The sequence below is a fragment of the Aeromonas sanarellii genome, assembly GCF_000820085.1.
Lineage (GTDB): Bacteria > Pseudomonadota > Gammaproteobacteria > Enterobacterales > Aeromonadaceae > Aeromonas > Aeromonas sanarellii.
This window is the reverse complement of sequence record NZ_CDBN01000015.1, coordinates 138,596-154,768: the sequence shown is the minus strand read 5'-3', so window position 1 is coordinate 154,768 and position 16,173 is coordinate 138,596. Positions and strand designations below refer to the sequence as shown.

Annotated in this window: 15 protein-coding genes, 3 tRNA genes and 1 pseudogene; 7 read left to right on the top strand and 12 right to left on the bottom strand. The window is 64.7% G+C overall.

What is annotated here, in order from left to right; all coding sequences use genetic code 11:
- Positions 1-29: 29 nt before the first annotated feature.
- Positions 30-179, top strand: a complete 150-nt coding sequence (gene tatA, locus BN1132_RS03130) for a twin-arginine translocase TatA/TatE family subunit (RefSeq protein ID WP_042074916.1) — start codon at positions 30-32, stop codon at positions 177-179.
- Between the two features lie 130 nt (positions 180-309).
- Positions 310-627: a c-type cytochrome gene (locus BN1132_RS03125; protein WP_042074913.1), complete on the top strand. Its 318-nt coding sequence runs from the start codon at positions 310-312 to the stop codon at positions 625-627.
- A 379-nt stretch (positions 628-1,006) separates the two neighbouring features.
- Here BN1132_RS03125 and pepE read toward each other — a convergent pair whose 3' ends face one another.
- From pepE to BN1132_RS03065, 11 genes and pseudogenes are all read right to left on the bottom strand, one after another.
- Positions 1,007-1,735, bottom strand: coding sequence for a dipeptidase PepE (gene pepE / locus BN1132_RS03115; protein ID WP_042074906.1), 729 nt, complete (start codon positions 1,733-1,735; stop codon positions 1,007-1,009).
- Positions 1,736-1,951: 216 nt separating this feature from the next.
- Positions 1,952-3,760, bottom strand: a complete 1,809-nt coding sequence (locus BN1132_RS03110) for a carbon starvation CstA family protein (RefSeq protein WP_042074905.1) — start codon at positions 3,758-3,760, stop codon at positions 1,952-1,954.
- Between the two features lie 211 nt (positions 3,761-3,971).
- The gene (btsR, locus tag BN1132_RS03105) at positions 3,972-4,709 is read right to left on the bottom strand and encodes a two-component system response regulator BtsR (protein WP_042074903.1); all 738 of its coding nucleotides are present in this window, start codon (positions 4,707-4,709) and stop codon (positions 3,972-3,974) included.
- The gene (locus BN1132_RS03100; protein WP_042074901.1) at positions 4,703-6,397 is read right to left on the bottom strand and encodes a sensor histidine kinase; all 1,695 of its coding nucleotides are present in this window, start codon (positions 6,395-6,397) and stop codon (positions 4,703-4,705) included. The genes btsR and BN1132_RS03100 overlap by 7 nt, the downstream gene beginning before the upstream one ends.
- A 153-nt stretch (positions 6,398-6,550) precedes the next feature.
- A pseudogene (locus tag BN1132_RS03095) lies at positions 6,551-7,859 on the bottom strand (endonuclease/exonuclease/phosphatase family protein).
- An 82-nt stretch (positions 7,860-7,941) separates the two neighbouring features.
- A complete protein-coding gene (locus BN1132_RS03090) occupies positions 7,942-8,673 on the bottom strand; it encodes an EAL domain-containing protein (protein WP_042074898.1) in 732 nt (243 codons plus the stop codon).
- Between the two features lie 136 nt (positions 8,674-8,809).
- Positions 8,810-9,085, bottom strand: a complete 276-nt coding sequence (locus BN1132_RS03085) for a hypothetical protein (protein ID WP_042074895.1) — start codon at positions 9,083-9,085, stop codon at positions 8,810-8,812.
- Between the two features lie 135 nt (positions 9,086-9,220).
- Positions 9,221-9,305: transfer RNA gene (locus BN1132_RS03080), tRNA-Tyr, on the bottom strand.
- A gap of 31 nt (positions 9,306-9,336) precedes the next feature.
- Positions 9,337-9,421: transfer RNA gene (locus BN1132_RS03075), tRNA-Tyr, on the bottom strand.
- Between the two features lie 43 nt (positions 9,422-9,464).
- Positions 9,465-9,549: transfer RNA gene (locus BN1132_RS03070), tRNA-Tyr, on the bottom strand.
- 250 nt (positions 9,550-9,799) lie between these two features.
- Complete coding sequence (locus BN1132_RS03065) at positions 9,800-10,888, bottom strand: ketoacyl-ACP synthase III (protein ID WP_042074893.1); 1,089 nt, start codon at positions 10,886-10,888, stop codon at positions 9,800-9,802.
- A 199-nt stretch (positions 10,889-11,087) separates the two neighbouring features.
- Here BN1132_RS03065 and BN1132_RS03060 point away from each other — a divergent pair, with 199 nt between their 5' ends.
- The 5 genes from BN1132_RS03060 (at position 11,088) to BN1132_RS03040 (ending at position 15,556) form a co-directional block, all read left to right on the top strand.
- Entirely contained in the window at positions 11,088-12,041 is a 954-nt protein-coding gene (locus tag BN1132_RS03060; RefSeq protein WP_042074892.1) for a LysR family transcriptional regulator, read from the top strand.
- A gap of 129 nt (positions 12,042-12,170) precedes the next feature.
- Entirely contained in the window at positions 12,171-12,782 is a 612-nt protein-coding gene (locus BN1132_RS03055) for a LysE family translocator (protein WP_042074890.1), read from the top strand.
- 163 nt (positions 12,783-12,945) lie between these two features.
- The gene (locus tag BN1132_RS03050) at positions 12,946-14,808 is read left to right on the top strand and encodes a peptidase U32 family protein (RefSeq protein ID WP_042074888.1); all 1,863 of its coding nucleotides are present in this window, start codon (positions 12,946-12,948) and stop codon (positions 14,806-14,808) included.
- Between the two features lie 116 nt (positions 14,809-14,924).
- Positions 14,925-15,254 (top strand): DHCW motif cupin fold protein, encoded by a 330-nt coding sequence (locus BN1132_RS03045; RefSeq protein ID WP_042074885.1) that lies wholly within the window; start codon positions 14,925-14,927, stop codon positions 15,252-15,254.
- Positions 15,255-15,298: 44 nt separating this feature from the next.
- Entirely contained in the window at positions 15,299-15,556 is a 258-nt protein-coding gene (locus tag BN1132_RS03040) for a DUF1272 domain-containing protein (RefSeq protein WP_042074882.1), read from the top strand.
- A 197-nt stretch (positions 15,557-15,753) separates the two neighbouring features.
- Here BN1132_RS03040 and BN1132_RS03035 read toward each other — a convergent pair whose 3' ends face one another.
- Entirely contained in the window at positions 15,754-16,128 is a 375-nt protein-coding gene (locus BN1132_RS03035; protein WP_042074881.1) for a cupin domain-containing protein, read from the bottom strand.
- Positions 16,129-16,173 lie beyond the last annotated feature (45 nt).

Genomic DNA, 16,173 nt, shown 5'->3' with positions numbered 1-16,173 from the left:
CACTCATTAGATCGCAAGAGGATGCTCCCATGATGGGGATCAGTGTTTGGAAGCTTTTGATCATTCTCGCCATTGTCATCATGTTGTTTGGCACTGGACGCCTGCGTGGCATCGGTTCGGATCTGGGCAATGCCGTGCGGGGATTTCGCAACATGCTGGGCGATAAAGAGAGCCAGTAAGGGAACATGATCCGGTCGCGCCCGATATCTGATGCCCTTGGTCGCGCCGGGCCGCCAGCGTGACCGGGATCGAGAGGCCGGATACCAAGCGGGGGCGTTGCCTCCTCCATCAACAAAAGGAAATACCAACATGAAAAAAAGCGTGCTTTCACTGTTAGTACTGGGTTCTGTGTTCGGCCTGCAACCGGCGATGGCGCAAGATGGCGAGGCGCTGTTCAGGAGCAAGCCTTGCGTGGGCTGCCACATGGTGGACTCCAAGCTGGTCGGCCCCGCCTTCACGGATGTGGCCGCCAAGTATGCAGGGCAGAAGGACGCCGCCACCCTGCTGGCCGGTCGCATCAAGAATGGCACCCAGGGCACCTGGGGTGCCGTGCCCATGCCGGCCAACGCCGTCACGGAAGACGAGGCCAAGACCTTGGCCGAATGGGTGCTCAGTCAGAAAAAATGAGTCGTGTCGGCTCGCACTTGGGCCGATGTTGAGTCAGGGGGGATCCGGGACCTTGCCGCCAGGATCACCCTCTGACCATCGGGTCCCGCTCTCTTTCCACCTCAAGAGACGATGCCGGTGCTCCACATGATGAGTGTCCGGCGCCCGTCATCTCTCCCGACGCGCACCCAGGTTCCCCGCCCCCTGTCTATGCCGATGCCCGGCAGTCCCGACGACCCTCTCGTGAACCAGGCCGCCGATGATCGTCGCCTCCCTGACTTCCTCTATGCGGAGGCCACACAGGGTGGGGTCTGTCGTTGGCGAGCCGAAGAAAACGGGAGGGATGGCGTGGGCCATCCCTCTTTTCATTGATGCATCAGATCTGGCGATGCCAGTCGCGTCAGATCCTGGGGGTGAAGGGGGTCAGCTTGGCCAGCGGGGCGGCGTCCATAAACTCCTGGGACGCTTCACCGTGTTTGAAGATCTTGAAGCCCTCGCCCCGGGCGCTCCAGTACTCGATGGTGTCGCCGCTGATCTGCAGCAGGCTGGCCTCGCGCAGGGCCACCACGTGCTCGCTCGGGTTGATGGCGCAGAACTCGGCGAGCCGCTCGTCCCGGGTCTCCCCCATGTGGCCGCTGATGCCGGCATCCAGGTAGTGGGGGTTGATCTGCAGGGGGAACAGGCCCAGCGCCGGCAGCACGGCGGCGCTGCACACCGGCATGTCGTTGGTGGTGCGGATGCTGGGGGTAGCCACGTTGCAGCCGGCGCTCCAGCCCACATAGGGCACGCCTCGCTCGCGCACGGCACGCTGGATGGGCACCACCAGGCCGTATTCGTGCAGCAGCTGGTTCAGGCGCCAGGTGTTGCCGCCGCTGATGAAGATGGCGTCGGCCCGCTGGATGGCATCCACCGGATCGTCGAACTGGTGGATGCTGATGGCCTTCACCCCCAGGCTCTCGCTGAGTTCGAAGGCGCGGGCGTCCCAGTCGCTGCGGATCACCGCGTAGGGGATGAGCAGGATGCGCTTGACCTGTTTGCGGGCGAGCAGGGTTCGTACCCGCTCCCGGGCCCAGCCGAGCAGGCCGGGGTGTTCTGTGGTTTTGCCGTTGCTGAGCAGAAGCAGTTCCATGAAAGCTGTCCTCAAAGGGTGAAAGCGGAGGAGGGAGGATCACTTGGGCCGGTGCGGCCAAGTGGCCGTCGGGGCATGCTAGCACCCCGGGCTGGGCGGTTCTGTGATCCGGGGACCCATTCAACCACTGCGAAGGGGCGGGTCAATGCCAATGGATGAATGCGCAGCGCCAATGAAAGACCCCGCCGAGGCGGGGTCCGAGGAGGGCTGGACGGATCAGGAGGCGGTCGCCTCGGCCACCCGGAACTCGGGCTGCTGGCGCAGCTTCCACAGCTCGCTCCACTTGCGCAGGGCGGAGATCAGGATCAGCGCCCCCAGCACCAGCATGATGAGAGAGATGGCGCCGTTCATCGGGTTGTAGCCCTTGGCGGCCGAGTTGAAGTAGACGTTGCGCATCATCCAGTAACCGGCGTAGTTGACGGTCACGAACAGGTAGGCCAGCGGGATCAGGCAGGTCAGCATATAGCGGCGCTTGCTGGCGAGGCGCAGGATGATGGTGGCACCTATGATGAGGCCCACCGAGGCCATCAGCTGGTTCGATACCCCGAACAGGGCCCATACCGAGCCGATATCGCCGGACATCAGCAGATACCCCCACATGACGCAGGCGAGCACGCTGGCCCCGATGGCGCCCGGCATCCAGTCGATGCGCTTGAGGGGCGGGTAGAACTCGCCGAAGAAGTCCTGAATGAGGTAGCGGGAGACCCGGGTGCCGGAGTCGACGGCGGTCAGGATGAACACCGCTTCAAACATCACCACGAACTGGAAGAAGTAGGAGGCGAGGTTACTGAACCAGGGCACCTTGGTGAAGATGTAGGACATGCCCACCGCCAGGGTGACGGCGCCGCCGGTGCGGCCGTTCAGATCCATGCCGATCTCCTGGGAGAGGAAGGGCAAATCCACCACCTGCATCCCCAGCTTGGCGAAGGCCTCCGGAGTGGCGTTGATGGCGAAGTAATCCGCCGGGTGCAGGGCGGTGGCGGCGATCAGCGCCATCACGCCCACCACGCACTCGGCCAGCATGGCACCGAAGGCGACCGGCAGGATGTCGTTCCACTTGTCCACCAGTTTCGGGGTGGTGCCCGAGCCGATGAAGGCGTGGAAGCCGGAGATGGCGCCACAGGCGATGGTGATGGAGATGAAGGGCCAGACCGGGCCGCCCAGTACCGGGCCGCCGCCGTGGACGAACTGGGTCATGGCGGGGAACTGGATCTCGGGGTTGATGCAGATGACGCCGATCACCAGGGCGCCGAACACGCCGATCTTCATGAAGCTGGAGATGTAGCCGCGCGGGGTGAGCAGCAGCCAGACCGGCAGGGCGGTGGCGAAGAAGGCATAGATGGGCAGCGCCAGACTGATGGTCTCGGCGCGCAGGGTTAGCCAGGCACCGAAGGCGCTGTCCTGCACGTAGGGGCCGAAGAAGACGCAGGCCAGCACGGCGATGAAGCCCACCCAGGAGGCGGCTTGCAGGTTGCCGGTCAGCTTGTGCCAGATCCCCACCACCATGGAGATGGGGATGGTCATGAAGACCGCAAACACGCCCCAGGCGTTACGCTCCAGCGCGTGCACCACCACCATGGAGAGACCCGCCATGGTGATGGTGATGATGAACAGCATGGCGAGCCCCGTGCACCAGCCGGCGATGGGGCCGAGCTCGGCCTTGGCCACCTCGGAGAGGGACTTGCCCTGATGCTTCATGGAGGCGAACAGCACCACGGTGTCGTGCACCGCGCCGCCGATGACGCAGCCGATCAGCAGCCAGAGGAAGCTCGGCAGGTAGCCGTACTGGGCGGCCAGGACCGGGCCCACCAGGGGGCCGGCGGCGGCGATGGCCGCGAAGTGCTGGCCGAAGTTGACCCACTTGTTGGTCGGCACATAGTTCTTGCCATCTTCCAGCTCGTGGGAGGGGGTGACCAGCTTGTCGTCGGCCCGCAGCACCTTGCGCACAAAGAACACGCCGTAGAGGCGATAGGCGATGGCGAGGATGCAGAGGGCCGCAATGACGAAGGTGATTGCGTGTTGCATGACGGAGTTTCCTTTTCCTGCGGCCAATCTGGCCGGGCTCAGGCTGCACTCTACGCAGGCGGCAGGGAAAGGGGAGCGCAGAAAGGGTCAGTGGCAGAGGGCCGCCCGCGAGCGGCAGAAAAGCGGCCCCGAGCGGTTTGAGGGATGAGCCGGCGGGCGCGGGAAGCGGGTGAGCGGTAACGGGCAGGGGACGGGGCGAGTGGCCAGCCCCTCAGGGGATCTCCAACAATTCTTTGAGGGGCTTGAGGTAGCGCCGGCTCACCGGCACCTTGTGGCCGCCCTGGGTCACCACCTCCGCCAGGCCGCCGTCCAGCAGCAGGATCTCGCGGATCTGGCCCGGGTTGAGCAGGTACTGGCGGTGACAGCGCACGAAGCCGGTCTTCTCCTCCAGGGTGCGCAGGGTCAGCTCGGTGGTGCCTTGCTGCTGGGCGCTCACCACCTTGTTGCCGGCCAGATCGCTGTGGACGAACTCCACCTCGCCAAGGGGCAGCAGCAGGATGCGGTTGTGGCCGCTACAGGGAATGCTGCGCAGGGGCTGGGCGATGCGGGTCGGATCCGGCAGCGGTTGGCCCGCCAGCTCACCCTTTGGCGAAAGCAGCCGCTGGATGCGCTCCAGCGCCTTGTTCATCCGTTCGCTGGTGACCGGCTTGAGCAGGTAGTCGAGGGCGTTCTCCTCAAACGCGCGCAGGGCAAACTCGTCGTAGGCGGTGATGAAGATGATGTGGGGGCGCAAGTCCGGGTCCAGCATGCTCACCAGCTCCAGCCCGCTGATGCGTGGCATCTGGATGTCGAGAAACAGCAGGTCGGGTTTCAGGCGATGGATGGCGGGCAGCGCCTCCATGGCGTGGGCACACTCCCCCAGCAGGCGGATGTTGCCCGCCTGCTCCAGCAGCAGCCGCAGCTCCTCGCGGGCGAGGGGTTCATCGTCGACGATAAGGGCGGTCAGCATGGGCTCTCCTGCAGGGGAAGGGTGATCCTCACCCGGGTGGATTGATGGGGGACGCAGTGAATGGTGACCCCGTACTCGGCGCCGTAACGGGCCTTGATGCGCCGGTCCACTATGTTCATGCCAAGGCCGCTCTCCTCCCGCTTGGCCTGATAGAGGCCGGCGTTGTCGCACACCTCCAGCACCAGCTGCTCGCCCTCCTGTCGCGCGGTCAGGGTCAGTCGGCCGGGCTCGAACATCTGGGAGATGCCGTGCTTGATGGCGTTCTCGACGATGGGCTGCAGGGAGAAGGTGGGCAGCCGGTACTCCAGCAGCGGCTCGGGAATGTCGATCTGCACGCTCAGGTGCTCGGCGAAGCGGGCCTGCTCGATGTGCAGGTAGGCGTTCACGTGCTCCAGCTCGTCGGCCAGGGTCACCTCGTCCCCTTGCCGCTTGAGGTTCTTGCGAAAGAAGGTAGAGAGGTGGTGCACCAGGGTGCGGGCATCCTCGGGGTCGCGCCGGATCACCGCCGCCAGGGTGTTGAGGGCGTTGAACAGGAAGTGCGGGTTGATCTGCGCCTGCAACAGCTTGATCTCCGACTGGGCCAGCAGCCGCTTCTGCTCGTTGTATTTGCCCGCCAGGATCTGGCCGGAGAGCAGCCGCGCAATCCCCTCTCCCAGGGTGCGGTTGATGGAGGAGAAGAACTTGCGCTTGGGCTCGTAGAGCTTGATGGTGCCCACCACGGAGCCCTCTTCTCCCCGCAGCGGAATGACCAGGGAGGAGCCGAGCCGGCACTGGGGATGCAGGTTGCAGCTGTAGGGAATGAGGTTGCCGTCGGCATAGACCACCTCGTTGTGCTGGATCGCCTTGAAGGTGTGGGCCGAGTTGATGGCGGTGCCCGGCAGGTGGTGATCCTCGCCGATGCCGATGAAGGCGAGCAGCTTCTCCCGATCCGTGATGGCCACCGCGCCCACCCCGGTCTCCTCGTAGAGAATGCGCGCCATCTGCTGGCACGCCTGCTGGGTGAAGCCCTTGTCCAGCACCCGCATCGCCCGCTCGGCGATCTTGAGGGCGCGGGCGGAGAAGGCGACCGAGTACTTCTCCAGCATGGCGCGGTGATCGAGGATCATCCGCATGAACATGGCGGCCCCCAGGGTATTGGCCACCAGCATGGGGGCGATGATGTTCTCGATGAGGTGGATGGCGTCGTCATACGGACGGGCCACCAGCAATATGATCCCCATCTGCATCAGCTCGGCGATGAGGGCCACAGAGCCCACCACCCAGGGGCTGAACAGCAGATCGAGCCGGTGGCGGGCGACGAAGTGGCGGTGCACCAGGCCGCCGAGCAGCCCCTCGGCGATGGTGGAGAAGGTGCAGGCCAGGGCGGTAAAGCCCCCCAGCGAGTAGCGATGGAGGCCGCCGGTGAGCCCCACCAGGAGGCCCACCACAGGGCCGCCGACGATGCCGCCGAGCACGGCGCCGATGGCGCGGGTGTTGGCGATGGAGTCCTCGACCCTGAGGCCAAAGTAGGTGCCCATGACGCAGAAGCCGGAGAAGATGAGGTAGCAGAGGATCTTGTGGGGCCAGCTCAGGGTCACCTGAGTGAGCGGCATGAAGAGCGGCGTCTTGGAGAGCAGCCAGGCGATCACCAGATAGACGCACAGCTGCTGGAAGAGAGATATCACGAGCGCGAATTGTTCGAAAGCCACGGCACACTATCTCGAAAGGGATGCTCATCCAATGGACGCGGAGTATTAGCAAACCCCGATTTGCGCCGCAAGCCGCGGGCGCCGGAATAGCGCGCCTGCGCACAGATTTGCCGGCACCCTGAGCCAAAGGCATCCCTTCGCCCTGTCTGCCGGTCAATCGAGCGCGACGTCGACCCATACCAGGCGGTGATCCGAGCTGACTCCCTTGGCGATGCCGAGCTTGGCGTCATGCACCAGGTGATGGCCCGGCTCGAAGCTGGCCGGCCAGAACACGCCGGAGGCGACCGCGTTCAGGTTGGCGGAGGGCAGCACGTGGTCGAGCTGCAGGCCGCTGCTGCTGGTGATGCGCTCAGGGGTGGGGCGGTTGTTGTTGCGCTTGCACTGATCCGGCTGGCTGGCGAGGCACTCGGGGCCGCCCTGGCTGACCGGGATCAGGGCGCCGTTGGTGACGGCCTGATTGACCAGCGCATGGTTGTGCAGATCCTGAATGGCGGTCAGGTCGCCATCGCCAATCTGGGGATCGGCGTTGAGATCGCCGGCGATGACGAACCTGGCACCCGCGGGCAGGCCACCCGCCTTGCCGGCGTCATCCACCATGTAGCTGGCGGTCTCCACGTAATCCTGCCAGAAGGCTATCTCGGCGCGGTTGCGCCTGACGTTGTGGCGCGCCGCGTTGCCGAAGATGGGCGGAGTCGGGTGGGAGATGAGGAAGTGGATCACCTCCTCCTTGTTGCCACGCTTGATGCGCACCGGCACATCGGCGTGGTTCTTTGACGAGAGCGGGAAGGCCTGCCAGGCGGCGTCGTCATACCAGGCATCGCCGCACTGGCGGCCGGCCGGGATCGGCGCCTTGGCATTGTTGCAGTCGTCGATGACGGGGTTCGCTTCGCCCGGCATCTCCTTCCACTTGAATGTCTGGAAGGTGCGGATCTGCCTGGTATCGATGGGGTACCGGGACATCACGGCGAAGGCGTACTGGCCGTGGTAGTGGCCAAAGCCCCAGGCGTCGTCCGGCCCGTTGTTGCGCTTGCCGTCCAGGTTGAGGTCATGGCCGCTCATCAGACCGGTGTTGGTGGCGAAGTTCTGCAGCACCGGGTAGCCGATGGCCTTCACCTCGTCGTGCTGGGCATGGGCTAGGTAGTTCGCGTTGAAGGCTTTGAGGTCCGTGGTGTCGCTGCCCTTGCCGTCATTGTCGAATTCGCTCAGCAGCAACACGTCCGGCCGGGTGCGCTGGATGATTTCGGCGACGTTGCGGATCTGCTGCACGTCGAGGGCCCTGGTCTTCTCGGCGCCGCTCAGGGTGCCGTCGGCGAGGCGGGCCAGCAGGGCATCCTGCTCGGTGCGGCTCAGGGCCAGTTCACCGGCGAGCATGCCGGGGGCGGTGCGATCGAAGGCGAGGTTGAAGGTGGCAAAGCGGATCATGGCTGGTCTCGGCGTCATGGTGGCCGGGACAGCCTGCCATCTTTGGCAGAAAAATGGCAGCACCCTGCCGGATTTCCAGGGGAATGTGCCCCTGTTTCTCTCTTGAGGGTCAAGCGCTCCGCTCAGGCCCAGCGGGAGAGGGGGGAGGGCATGGCGTAGGCGTAGCCTTGCTGATAGTCGCAGTCGAGCCGGTTCGCCACCTGGATATGGGCCTGGGTCTCCACCCCCTCGCACACCACGGCCATGCCGAGCCGCTGCAGGTACTTCACCAGTCCGGTCAGCATGTTGAGGGCGTGGGTGCTGAGCGCAGCCTGAAGCAGCAGGGAGCGATCCAGTTTCACTATCTCGTAGGGGAGCATCATCAGACGCTGGAAGTTGCACGCCTGGGAGCCGAAGTCGTCGCAGGCGATGTGGGCGCCATGGGCCCGCAACACCTCGATCATCTCCCTGTGCTGGCGCTTGATCCTGACGTGCTCCAGCACCTCGAACCAGATGGCTATCCCCAGCTTGCGGGCCTGGAGCAGCACCAGCAACAGCAGGTTGCGGTAGGTGGGGCTGGAGAGCGCCGGATTGAGGTTGATGGAGAGCGCATAGGGGCCTTTTTGCGCGAGCACGGGCAGATCGCGCAGTATGGCCCTCAGCATGACGATATCCAGGTGCAGGGTGTCGTCCTCGCCGAGCGCGGCGAAGTCGATGCCCAGATAGCGCTGCTGCCCGACATCCCAGCGCCTAGCCAGCGCCTCATACCCCTTGACCTGACGATCCCGGCCTATGATGGGCTGATAAAAGGGGACGGCGATATCCGCCATGTTGGCCATGGCACTCACGGGATACTCTTCTTTGAACGCAAACATGGCTCTCACCTGACCGGAACATGGCTGCGCATCATACAGGGAAGACCTAAACGGGAGCTGTAGGAAGAGTCTGATAATCAGGCTGCCACCAGAACAGGGCGGGGGCGGGCCGCAAGCGAGGTGGAGAGCGCTCTGCTCAGATCAAGGCATTCGTCTGCTGGCGGCTTTCGGCCTTCTGGAGTGGCGTACCGTGCATGGCCTGGGCCAGCCACTCCCAATCCAGTGGCGGTGTACCCGCCTTGAAGCGCTGGTAGGCCTGGCCCTGATGGATGGTCAGGAACAGGGTCGTCGACAGGCCGAGGCGGTTGAGATAGCGCACCATGACGTCACCCTGATAGTTGTGCAGGCGTTGCTGCAGTTGGGGCAGGCTCAAGCCCTGCTCCTGGCCGGTTTCATCCCAGATTGCAAACATACGAGGTGGCTCCTGACGGTGAGGAGTCCACTGTTTCGAAAAATGCGGAGCGGGACAATTGTCAGATCTGACAGCTCCATATGGAGTCTGTCCTAAAAGGCGAAAACCCGGCGCAAGGCCGGGTTTTCTGAATAATGGTGGAGGGAGAAGGATTCGAACCTTCGAAGGCAGAGCCGTCAGATTTACAGTCTGATCCCTTTGGCCGCTCGGGAACCCCTCCACAGGGGCATTGCAGATTGTGTTCAGGAAGATGGTGGAGGGAGAAGGATTCGAACCTTCGAAGGCAGAGCCGTCAGATTTACAGTCTGATCCCTTTGGCCGCTCGGGAACCCCTCCACGGGGTATTTTCCTGATTTTTTGCTTACTTGGCGCACTTGAATGGTGGAGGGAGAAGGATTCGAACCTTCGAAGGCAGAGCCGTCAGATTTACAGTCTGATCCCTTTGGCCGCTCGGGAACCCCTCCCCAAGTGCGAGGCCGCATACTACCAGATCCGGCAAGGTTGTGAACCCCTTGGCCGCATTCTGACGACAAAAAAGTGCCGAGCGGTCATTTTTTGATACGTTTCGCTCAAAATTCACGCTTTTCAATGACTTTTATGCCGGGTCAGAGGGGGGGAAGCCCGGCATGAAGCGGGCCTGGCACGGGCATAAACACGGGCATAAAAAGAGGAGCCGCACCGGGCTCCTCCTTCATAGACCACTTTGGCGGGGCATCAGGCGTCCGGGTTGCGGGCCCGCTGGCAGCCCTGCACCGCATGGGCGATGAGTTCCAGGGCGCTCTGCTGGCTGGGGGGCAGCTCGTCGTCGCACAGGGCGAGGGGGGTGACGCGCTCGCCCCACTTGATGAGGGCGGCGCCCCAGGTCAGGCCGGCCCCGAAGGCGGCGGTGAGCAGGTAGCTGTTCGGCTTGACCCGGCCCTGCTCCAGCGCCTCGCACAGGGCGATGGGCACAGTCGCAGCCGAGGTGTTGCCGTACTGCTCTATGTTGACCATCACCTTGTCCATGGCGGCGTTCATCCGCTTGGCCAGGGTCTCGATGATGCGCACGTTGGCCTGGTGCGGCACGATGAGATCGACCTGCTCGGGGGCGATGCCGGCCTGGGCCAGCACGGCGCCGGTGGCCTCGCCCATGCCGCGCACGGCACGCTTGAAGATCTCCTGCCCCTCGAAGTTGAACGTGAAGAGGCCGTCGATGTCGGCAAAGCGCACCCGATCGGTGCCGAAGTTCGGCACGTGCAGTATCTCCCGCGCCTCGCTGTCACAACCGAGCTTGCTGGCAATCAGGCCGCTCTCCTGCTCGCTCGCCTCTATGATGACGGCACCGGCACCGTCGCCAAACAGCACGGCGGTGTCGCGCTTGGCCCAGTCCAGCAACTGGGTCAGCCGTTCGGCGCCGATCACCAGCACCCTCTGCATCATGCCGGTCTGCACCAGGGAGGTGGCGACGGAGAGGGCATACACGAAACCGGTGCAGGCGGCATTGAGGTCGAACACCGCCGCCTTGTGGGCGCCGAGGGCCTGCTGCACGGCGGAGGCGCCATTGGGCACGAGCGTGCCCGGGGTGGCGGTCGCGAGTATGATGCCATCGAGGGCGTCCGCCTCGAGGCCCGCGCAGGCCAGGGCGCGGCGGGCGGCCAGGGTGGCGAGCGCCGTGGTACTGACGTGGGAGACCCGACGGGCCTTGATGCCGGTGCGCGGGTAGATCCACTCGTCCGAGGTGTCCATGATGGTGCTGAGGTCATCATTGGTCAGCGCTGCGGGGGGCAGGCAGTTTCCCCAACCGGTGATATTGGCGTATTTCATCTTGTCGTCGCTTGTCGTGATGGCCGCCCGAGGGCGGAAAATTGCGCAATTATGCCGCACGGGGCCGCCACTGTCATCCTGCGGCCTGACCAGTGTAAGGGGAGTGGCGGGAGCAAGACCGTGATTTTGCTTAAATTTCCGCTTCTCCTTGTCTTAAGATGAACTCCCGATCCGGCCCGCCCCACCCGAGGTGATCCCAGTGCACAAAGCGAATCTCAACCTCCTGCCCACCCTCAAGGTGCTGCTGGAGACCCGCAACATCAGCCGGGCGGCGGAGCTGCTGCACCTGAGCCAGCCCTCCATCAGCAAGCAGCTGACCCAGCTGCGCAGCGAGTTTGGCGACGAGCTGCTGGTGCGGGAGGGGCAGCGCTGGCTGCTGACCCCGAGGGCCGAGGCGCTGGCGGCCCAGCTTGCCGATTCCCTCGGTGCCCTGGAACGGCTCTACGCGGCGCCGGAGTTTGTGCCCGAGCGCTGCGAGCGGGTGTTCCGACTCGCCTCCTCCGACTACGTGGCCCAGCACATCCTGCCCGATATCTGCGCGGCCCTGGCGAAGGCCGCCCCCCGGGCGGCGCTGGAGTACAGCCTGTGGGACAAGCGCCTGCTGCCGCAGCTCTGGCAATCCGAGCTGGATCTGGTCTCCACCATCACGGATCTGGTGCCGGACCAGATCCGCGGCCTGCATCAGGGGGAGGACAGGCTGGTGATGCTGATGGGGCGTCACCACCCGCTCGCGGGCACGGCGCCCAGCCTGGAGGAGTACCTCGCCTGGCCCCACCTGCAGGTGAGCGGCGGCGGCGACAAGGACAGCCCGGTGGAGCAGGTGCTGGCTCCCCTGGGGCGATCCCGTCGCTGGTTTGCCCGGGTGCCCTTCTTCCAGGCCGCGGTGGAGGTGCTGCTGCGCACCGACTGTCTGATGACCACCCCGGCCCACATCGCCTGGCAGCTCTCCCGGGAGCACGCCCTGAGTTTCTGCGATCTCCCCTTCGCCACCCGGGTCCAGCAGTATCATCTGCTGTGGCACCAGCGCCACCACTTGGATCCGGCCCACCGCTGGTTTCGCGAGCTGGCCTACCCCTTCCTGCGGGATCACCTGCAGTTCACCCTGGGGGAGAGCCGCAAGCAGCTGGCTACGGGGCCGGGCAAGCGCCGCTAGTGGCAGCGGCTTGTGCCACTCTATAGCCAACGGCTATGGGTTCTATTCATAACTTTCACTTCTGGCATAGCTGGGCGCCCCCTACCCTGAGCACATCAACCGACACTGGATTCGAAGAGAGGAGAGGGTATGGAATTGACGAGTTGGCTGGCGCTCGCCGCCATCTGCGTGATGGGGGCCATCAGCCCGGGGCCCAGCCTGGCGCTGATCATCCGCAACACGGTGCAGGGAGGGCAAGGCCACGGGGTGGCGACGGCGCTTGGCCACGGCCTGGGTGTGGGGATCTACGCCCTGATCACGGCGCTCGGCCTCTCCCTGCTGATCACCCAGACCCCGCTGCTGTTCGACCTCATCCGTTACGGTGGTGCGGCCTTCCTCGCCTGGCTCGGGGTCAAGGCGCTGCTGGCCAGGCCCGCTGGCGGCGAGTCCGGTAGCGAGGAGGGACATCCGCCACGTGGCCGTCAGGGGGCGTTCGAGGGCTTTATGGTGGCCTTCTTGAACCCCCAGCTCGCCATCTTCTTCATCGCCCTGTTCAGCCAGTTCGTGCACGCCGACACCGGCTGGCGCGAGGGGGGCATCATGATGCTGACCGCGGGCGGCATCGATGCGCTCTGGTATGTGCTGGTGGCCCTGGTGCTGTCTCGCGGGCCCGTGCTCGTCTGGCTCAAGGCCAAGTCCTTCGTGATCGACAAGGTCAGCGGCCTGGTGTTGCTGGGATTGGCGCTCAAGGTGGTGCTTTAACACCTCACCCTTCACAAGAAAGGCCAGGAGGGGGTCGATGGTGCTGATCGCGGGCCCAGGATCCAATCCTGCATTCTGCGGTGATCTTAAGCGGGATCAAGGCGGGGGGCGCCTGGTCTCGCTAGAGTGACGGGCATTTCTCGTCCGCCTTCAGACCAGACCCATGCAGGATCACACCCAGACTCAGCGCCTTGTACAGAATCGCCTCGAACTGCTGGCCCCGGCCAGGAACCTCGCCTATGGCATCGAGGCCATCAACCATGGCGCCGATGCCGTCTACATGGGCGGCCCCGCCTTCGGTGCCCGCAGTGCGGCGGGCAACAGCATCGAGGATATCGCAGCGCTGGCGCGCCACGCCCACCGCTTCGGCGCCCAGGTCTTCGTCGCCTTCAACACCCTGCTGCACGACCACGAGCTGGAGCAGGCCCGGCGCCTGACCCATCAGATCTACGAGGCGGGGGCCGATGCGCTGATCGTGCAGGATATGGGGCTGCTGGCGCTCGATCTGCCCCCCATCGCGTTGCACGCCAGCACCCAGACCGACAACCGCACGCCGGAAAAGGTGAAGTTCTTGCAGGACGTGGGCTTCTCCCAGGTGGTGCTGGCGCGCGAACTCTCGCTCGAGCAGATCCGTGCCATCAGCGCCCAGACCCAGGTGCAGCTGGAGTTCTTTATCCACGGCGCGCTCTGCGTCTCCTACAGCGGCCAGTGCAACATCAGTCACGCCCGCACCGGCCGCAGCGCGAACCGCGGCGAGTGCGCCCAGCTCTGCCGGCTGCCCTGCTCCCTGCAAACGCCGGCGGGGGAGGTGCTGGTGGAGAACAGCCACCTGCTCTCCTTGAAAGACATGGATCAGACCGCGAACCTGGAGGCGCTGATCGCCGCGGGCATCCGCTCCTTCAAGATCGAGGGGCGCCTCAAGGGGCTCGACTACGTCAAGAACGTCACCGCCTGGTATCGCCAGAAGCTGGATGCCATTCTGGAGAGCCGCTCCGATCTGGTGGCCGCTTCCGCCGGTCGCTGTAGCTATGGTTTCACGCCGGATCCGAAGAAGAGCTTCAACCGGGGCAGCACCGACTACTTCCTCCATGGCCGAAAGCCGGGCATCGACTCGCCGCGCAGCCCGAAATACGTGGGGGAGCCGCTCGGGCGCGTCAGCAGGGTGACCCGAGACGGCATCGAGATAGACGGGCAGCCCGTCACCCTCAACAACGGCGACGGACTTGGCTTCTTCAAGCCGGGGGGCGAGCTGGTGGGGATGCGCCTGAACAAGGTGGAAGGCAGGCAGTTGCTGCTGTCAGAGCCCGTACCCGGGCTCAAGGTCGGTGCCGAAATTTACCGCAACCACGATCAGGCCTTCAGCAAGCAGCTCGAAAAGGCGAGCAGCGAGCGCCGCATCCGGGTCGATATGCGGCTATCGGAGTGCGACGAGGGATTGCGGCTCGAACTGGTCGACGAGCAGGGCATTGGCGCCGCCGTCACGCTCCCCTGCGACAAGCAGCCGGCCGACAACCCGGCACGGGCACTGCAACAGGCGCGCGATCAGCTTGGCAAACTCGGCAACACCCTGTTTGTGGCTCGCCAGATTGAGCTGGCATTCACCACTCCCCTGTTTATTGCCGCCTCACAACTCAACGGCCTGCGCCGGGACGCCATCGCCGCCCTGGAGGCGGCGCGTCTTGCCGCCTATCGGCGACCCGAGCGACGCATCCCCCTGCGTGACGTCCCCTATCCCCAACACCGCCTCTCCTATCTTGGCAACGTGCTGAACAAGGCCGCCGAGCAGTTCTTCCGCGAACACGGGGTGGAACGCATCGCCCCCGCCTATGAGGCGAACCAGGAGCAGGGGGAGGTGGTGCTGATGACAACGAAGCACTGCATCCGCTACAGCCAGAATCTCTGCCCCAAGGAAGTGCCAGGCCTGAAGCCAGAGCCGCTGGAGCTCAAGATGGGCAAGGAGAGTTTCCGCCTGCGCTTTGACTGCCGCCGCTGCGAGATGCAGGTGATGGGGAGCCTCAAGCGCTGACAGCTGCCTGTGTGGGGATAGGGTGGCAGCGGATTAGATGGCAGTATGGGGCGGCGCTGCCCAAGGGGCTTGTCTCTCTAAGCAGCCCCATACCGTCAGCTGACAAAGGAACCGTCATGAAGATCGATGCATTGCCGTTTTGCACGACCCGCTGGGCCGATATAACGCCGACCGAGCACAAGGGGGAACGCGGCGTCGCCCGCTGGTACAGCCAGCAGTTCGGGGATCTGCGGGTGCGGATGGTGGAGTACTCACCCGGGTATCTGTCGGATCACTGGTGCAGCAAGGGCCATGTGCTGCTCTGCCTCGAGGGGGAACTGCACACCGAGCTGCAGGATGGCCGCGTCTTCACCCTGACGCCGGGTATGAGCTATCAGGTGGCCGATGACGCCGAGCCCCATCGCTCCTACACCGAACCGGGCGCCCGCCTCTTTATCGTCGACTGAGCCGCCCCCTTTCCCGCTTCCCCTTTTGCTTCAGGATCTTGCCCATGCTTGAACTCAGACCCAACTGTGAGTGCTGTGACCGGGATCTGCCCGCCGACACGGCGACGGCCTATATCTGCTCCTTCGAGTGCACCTTCTGCGCCGAGTGCAACGATCAGTATCTGCACCTGACCTGCCCCAACTGCGGCGGCGAGCTGGTCAGGCGCCCGCGCCGCCCGGCGGCCAAGCTGGTGAACCATCCCGCCTCCCTCCAGCGCATCTTCAATCCGGACCTCAAGGCGACCCTGGGCAAGGGGCGCTAGGGCCGCCGTCCCCATGGAGGAATACCTGCCGGCAAGGGGCGCCACTATCCTGCCCGCGTCTCCAGCCATCAGGGGGAAGCGGTACGGCAGTGGAACCATGATGGGGTGGACAAGACCGGGCTGCTGGGGGGCTGTGCCGGTGGGCGAGCGCCCACCGGAAGGTTCGCGCGCAACCCTGGCGGGTTGCCGACGACACACTATGGCTTGGCGAACTGATCGGCGCTCAGCACCTCGATGCCAACGAAGGGCTGATCCCCCTCGACCCAGGCATCGTGCCCCGGCGGTATGGTGTAGGACTCGCCGGCGTTGATGGTTTTGAGGGTGCCATCTGTCAGGCGCACCGTGAGTGACCCCGAGACGGCGTAACCCAGGTGCGAGAGCTGGCATTGCTCCGTCTTGACGACAGGTTTGATGCAGTCAGACCAGCGCCAACCGGGGGCGAAGTTGAACCGCCCTATGGTGTAGCCATCGAGTTTGACGACCTCGACCCGGGTCTTGTCGGGGGTGCGCACCTCGTCGGGGGCGCCGTGGGAACGCACCTGAAATTGAGTGACGGTGACTGGAGTTAACATGTTGCCTCCTCATTTCAAACGGATCGCAGCCCAGGGCCGCGACCG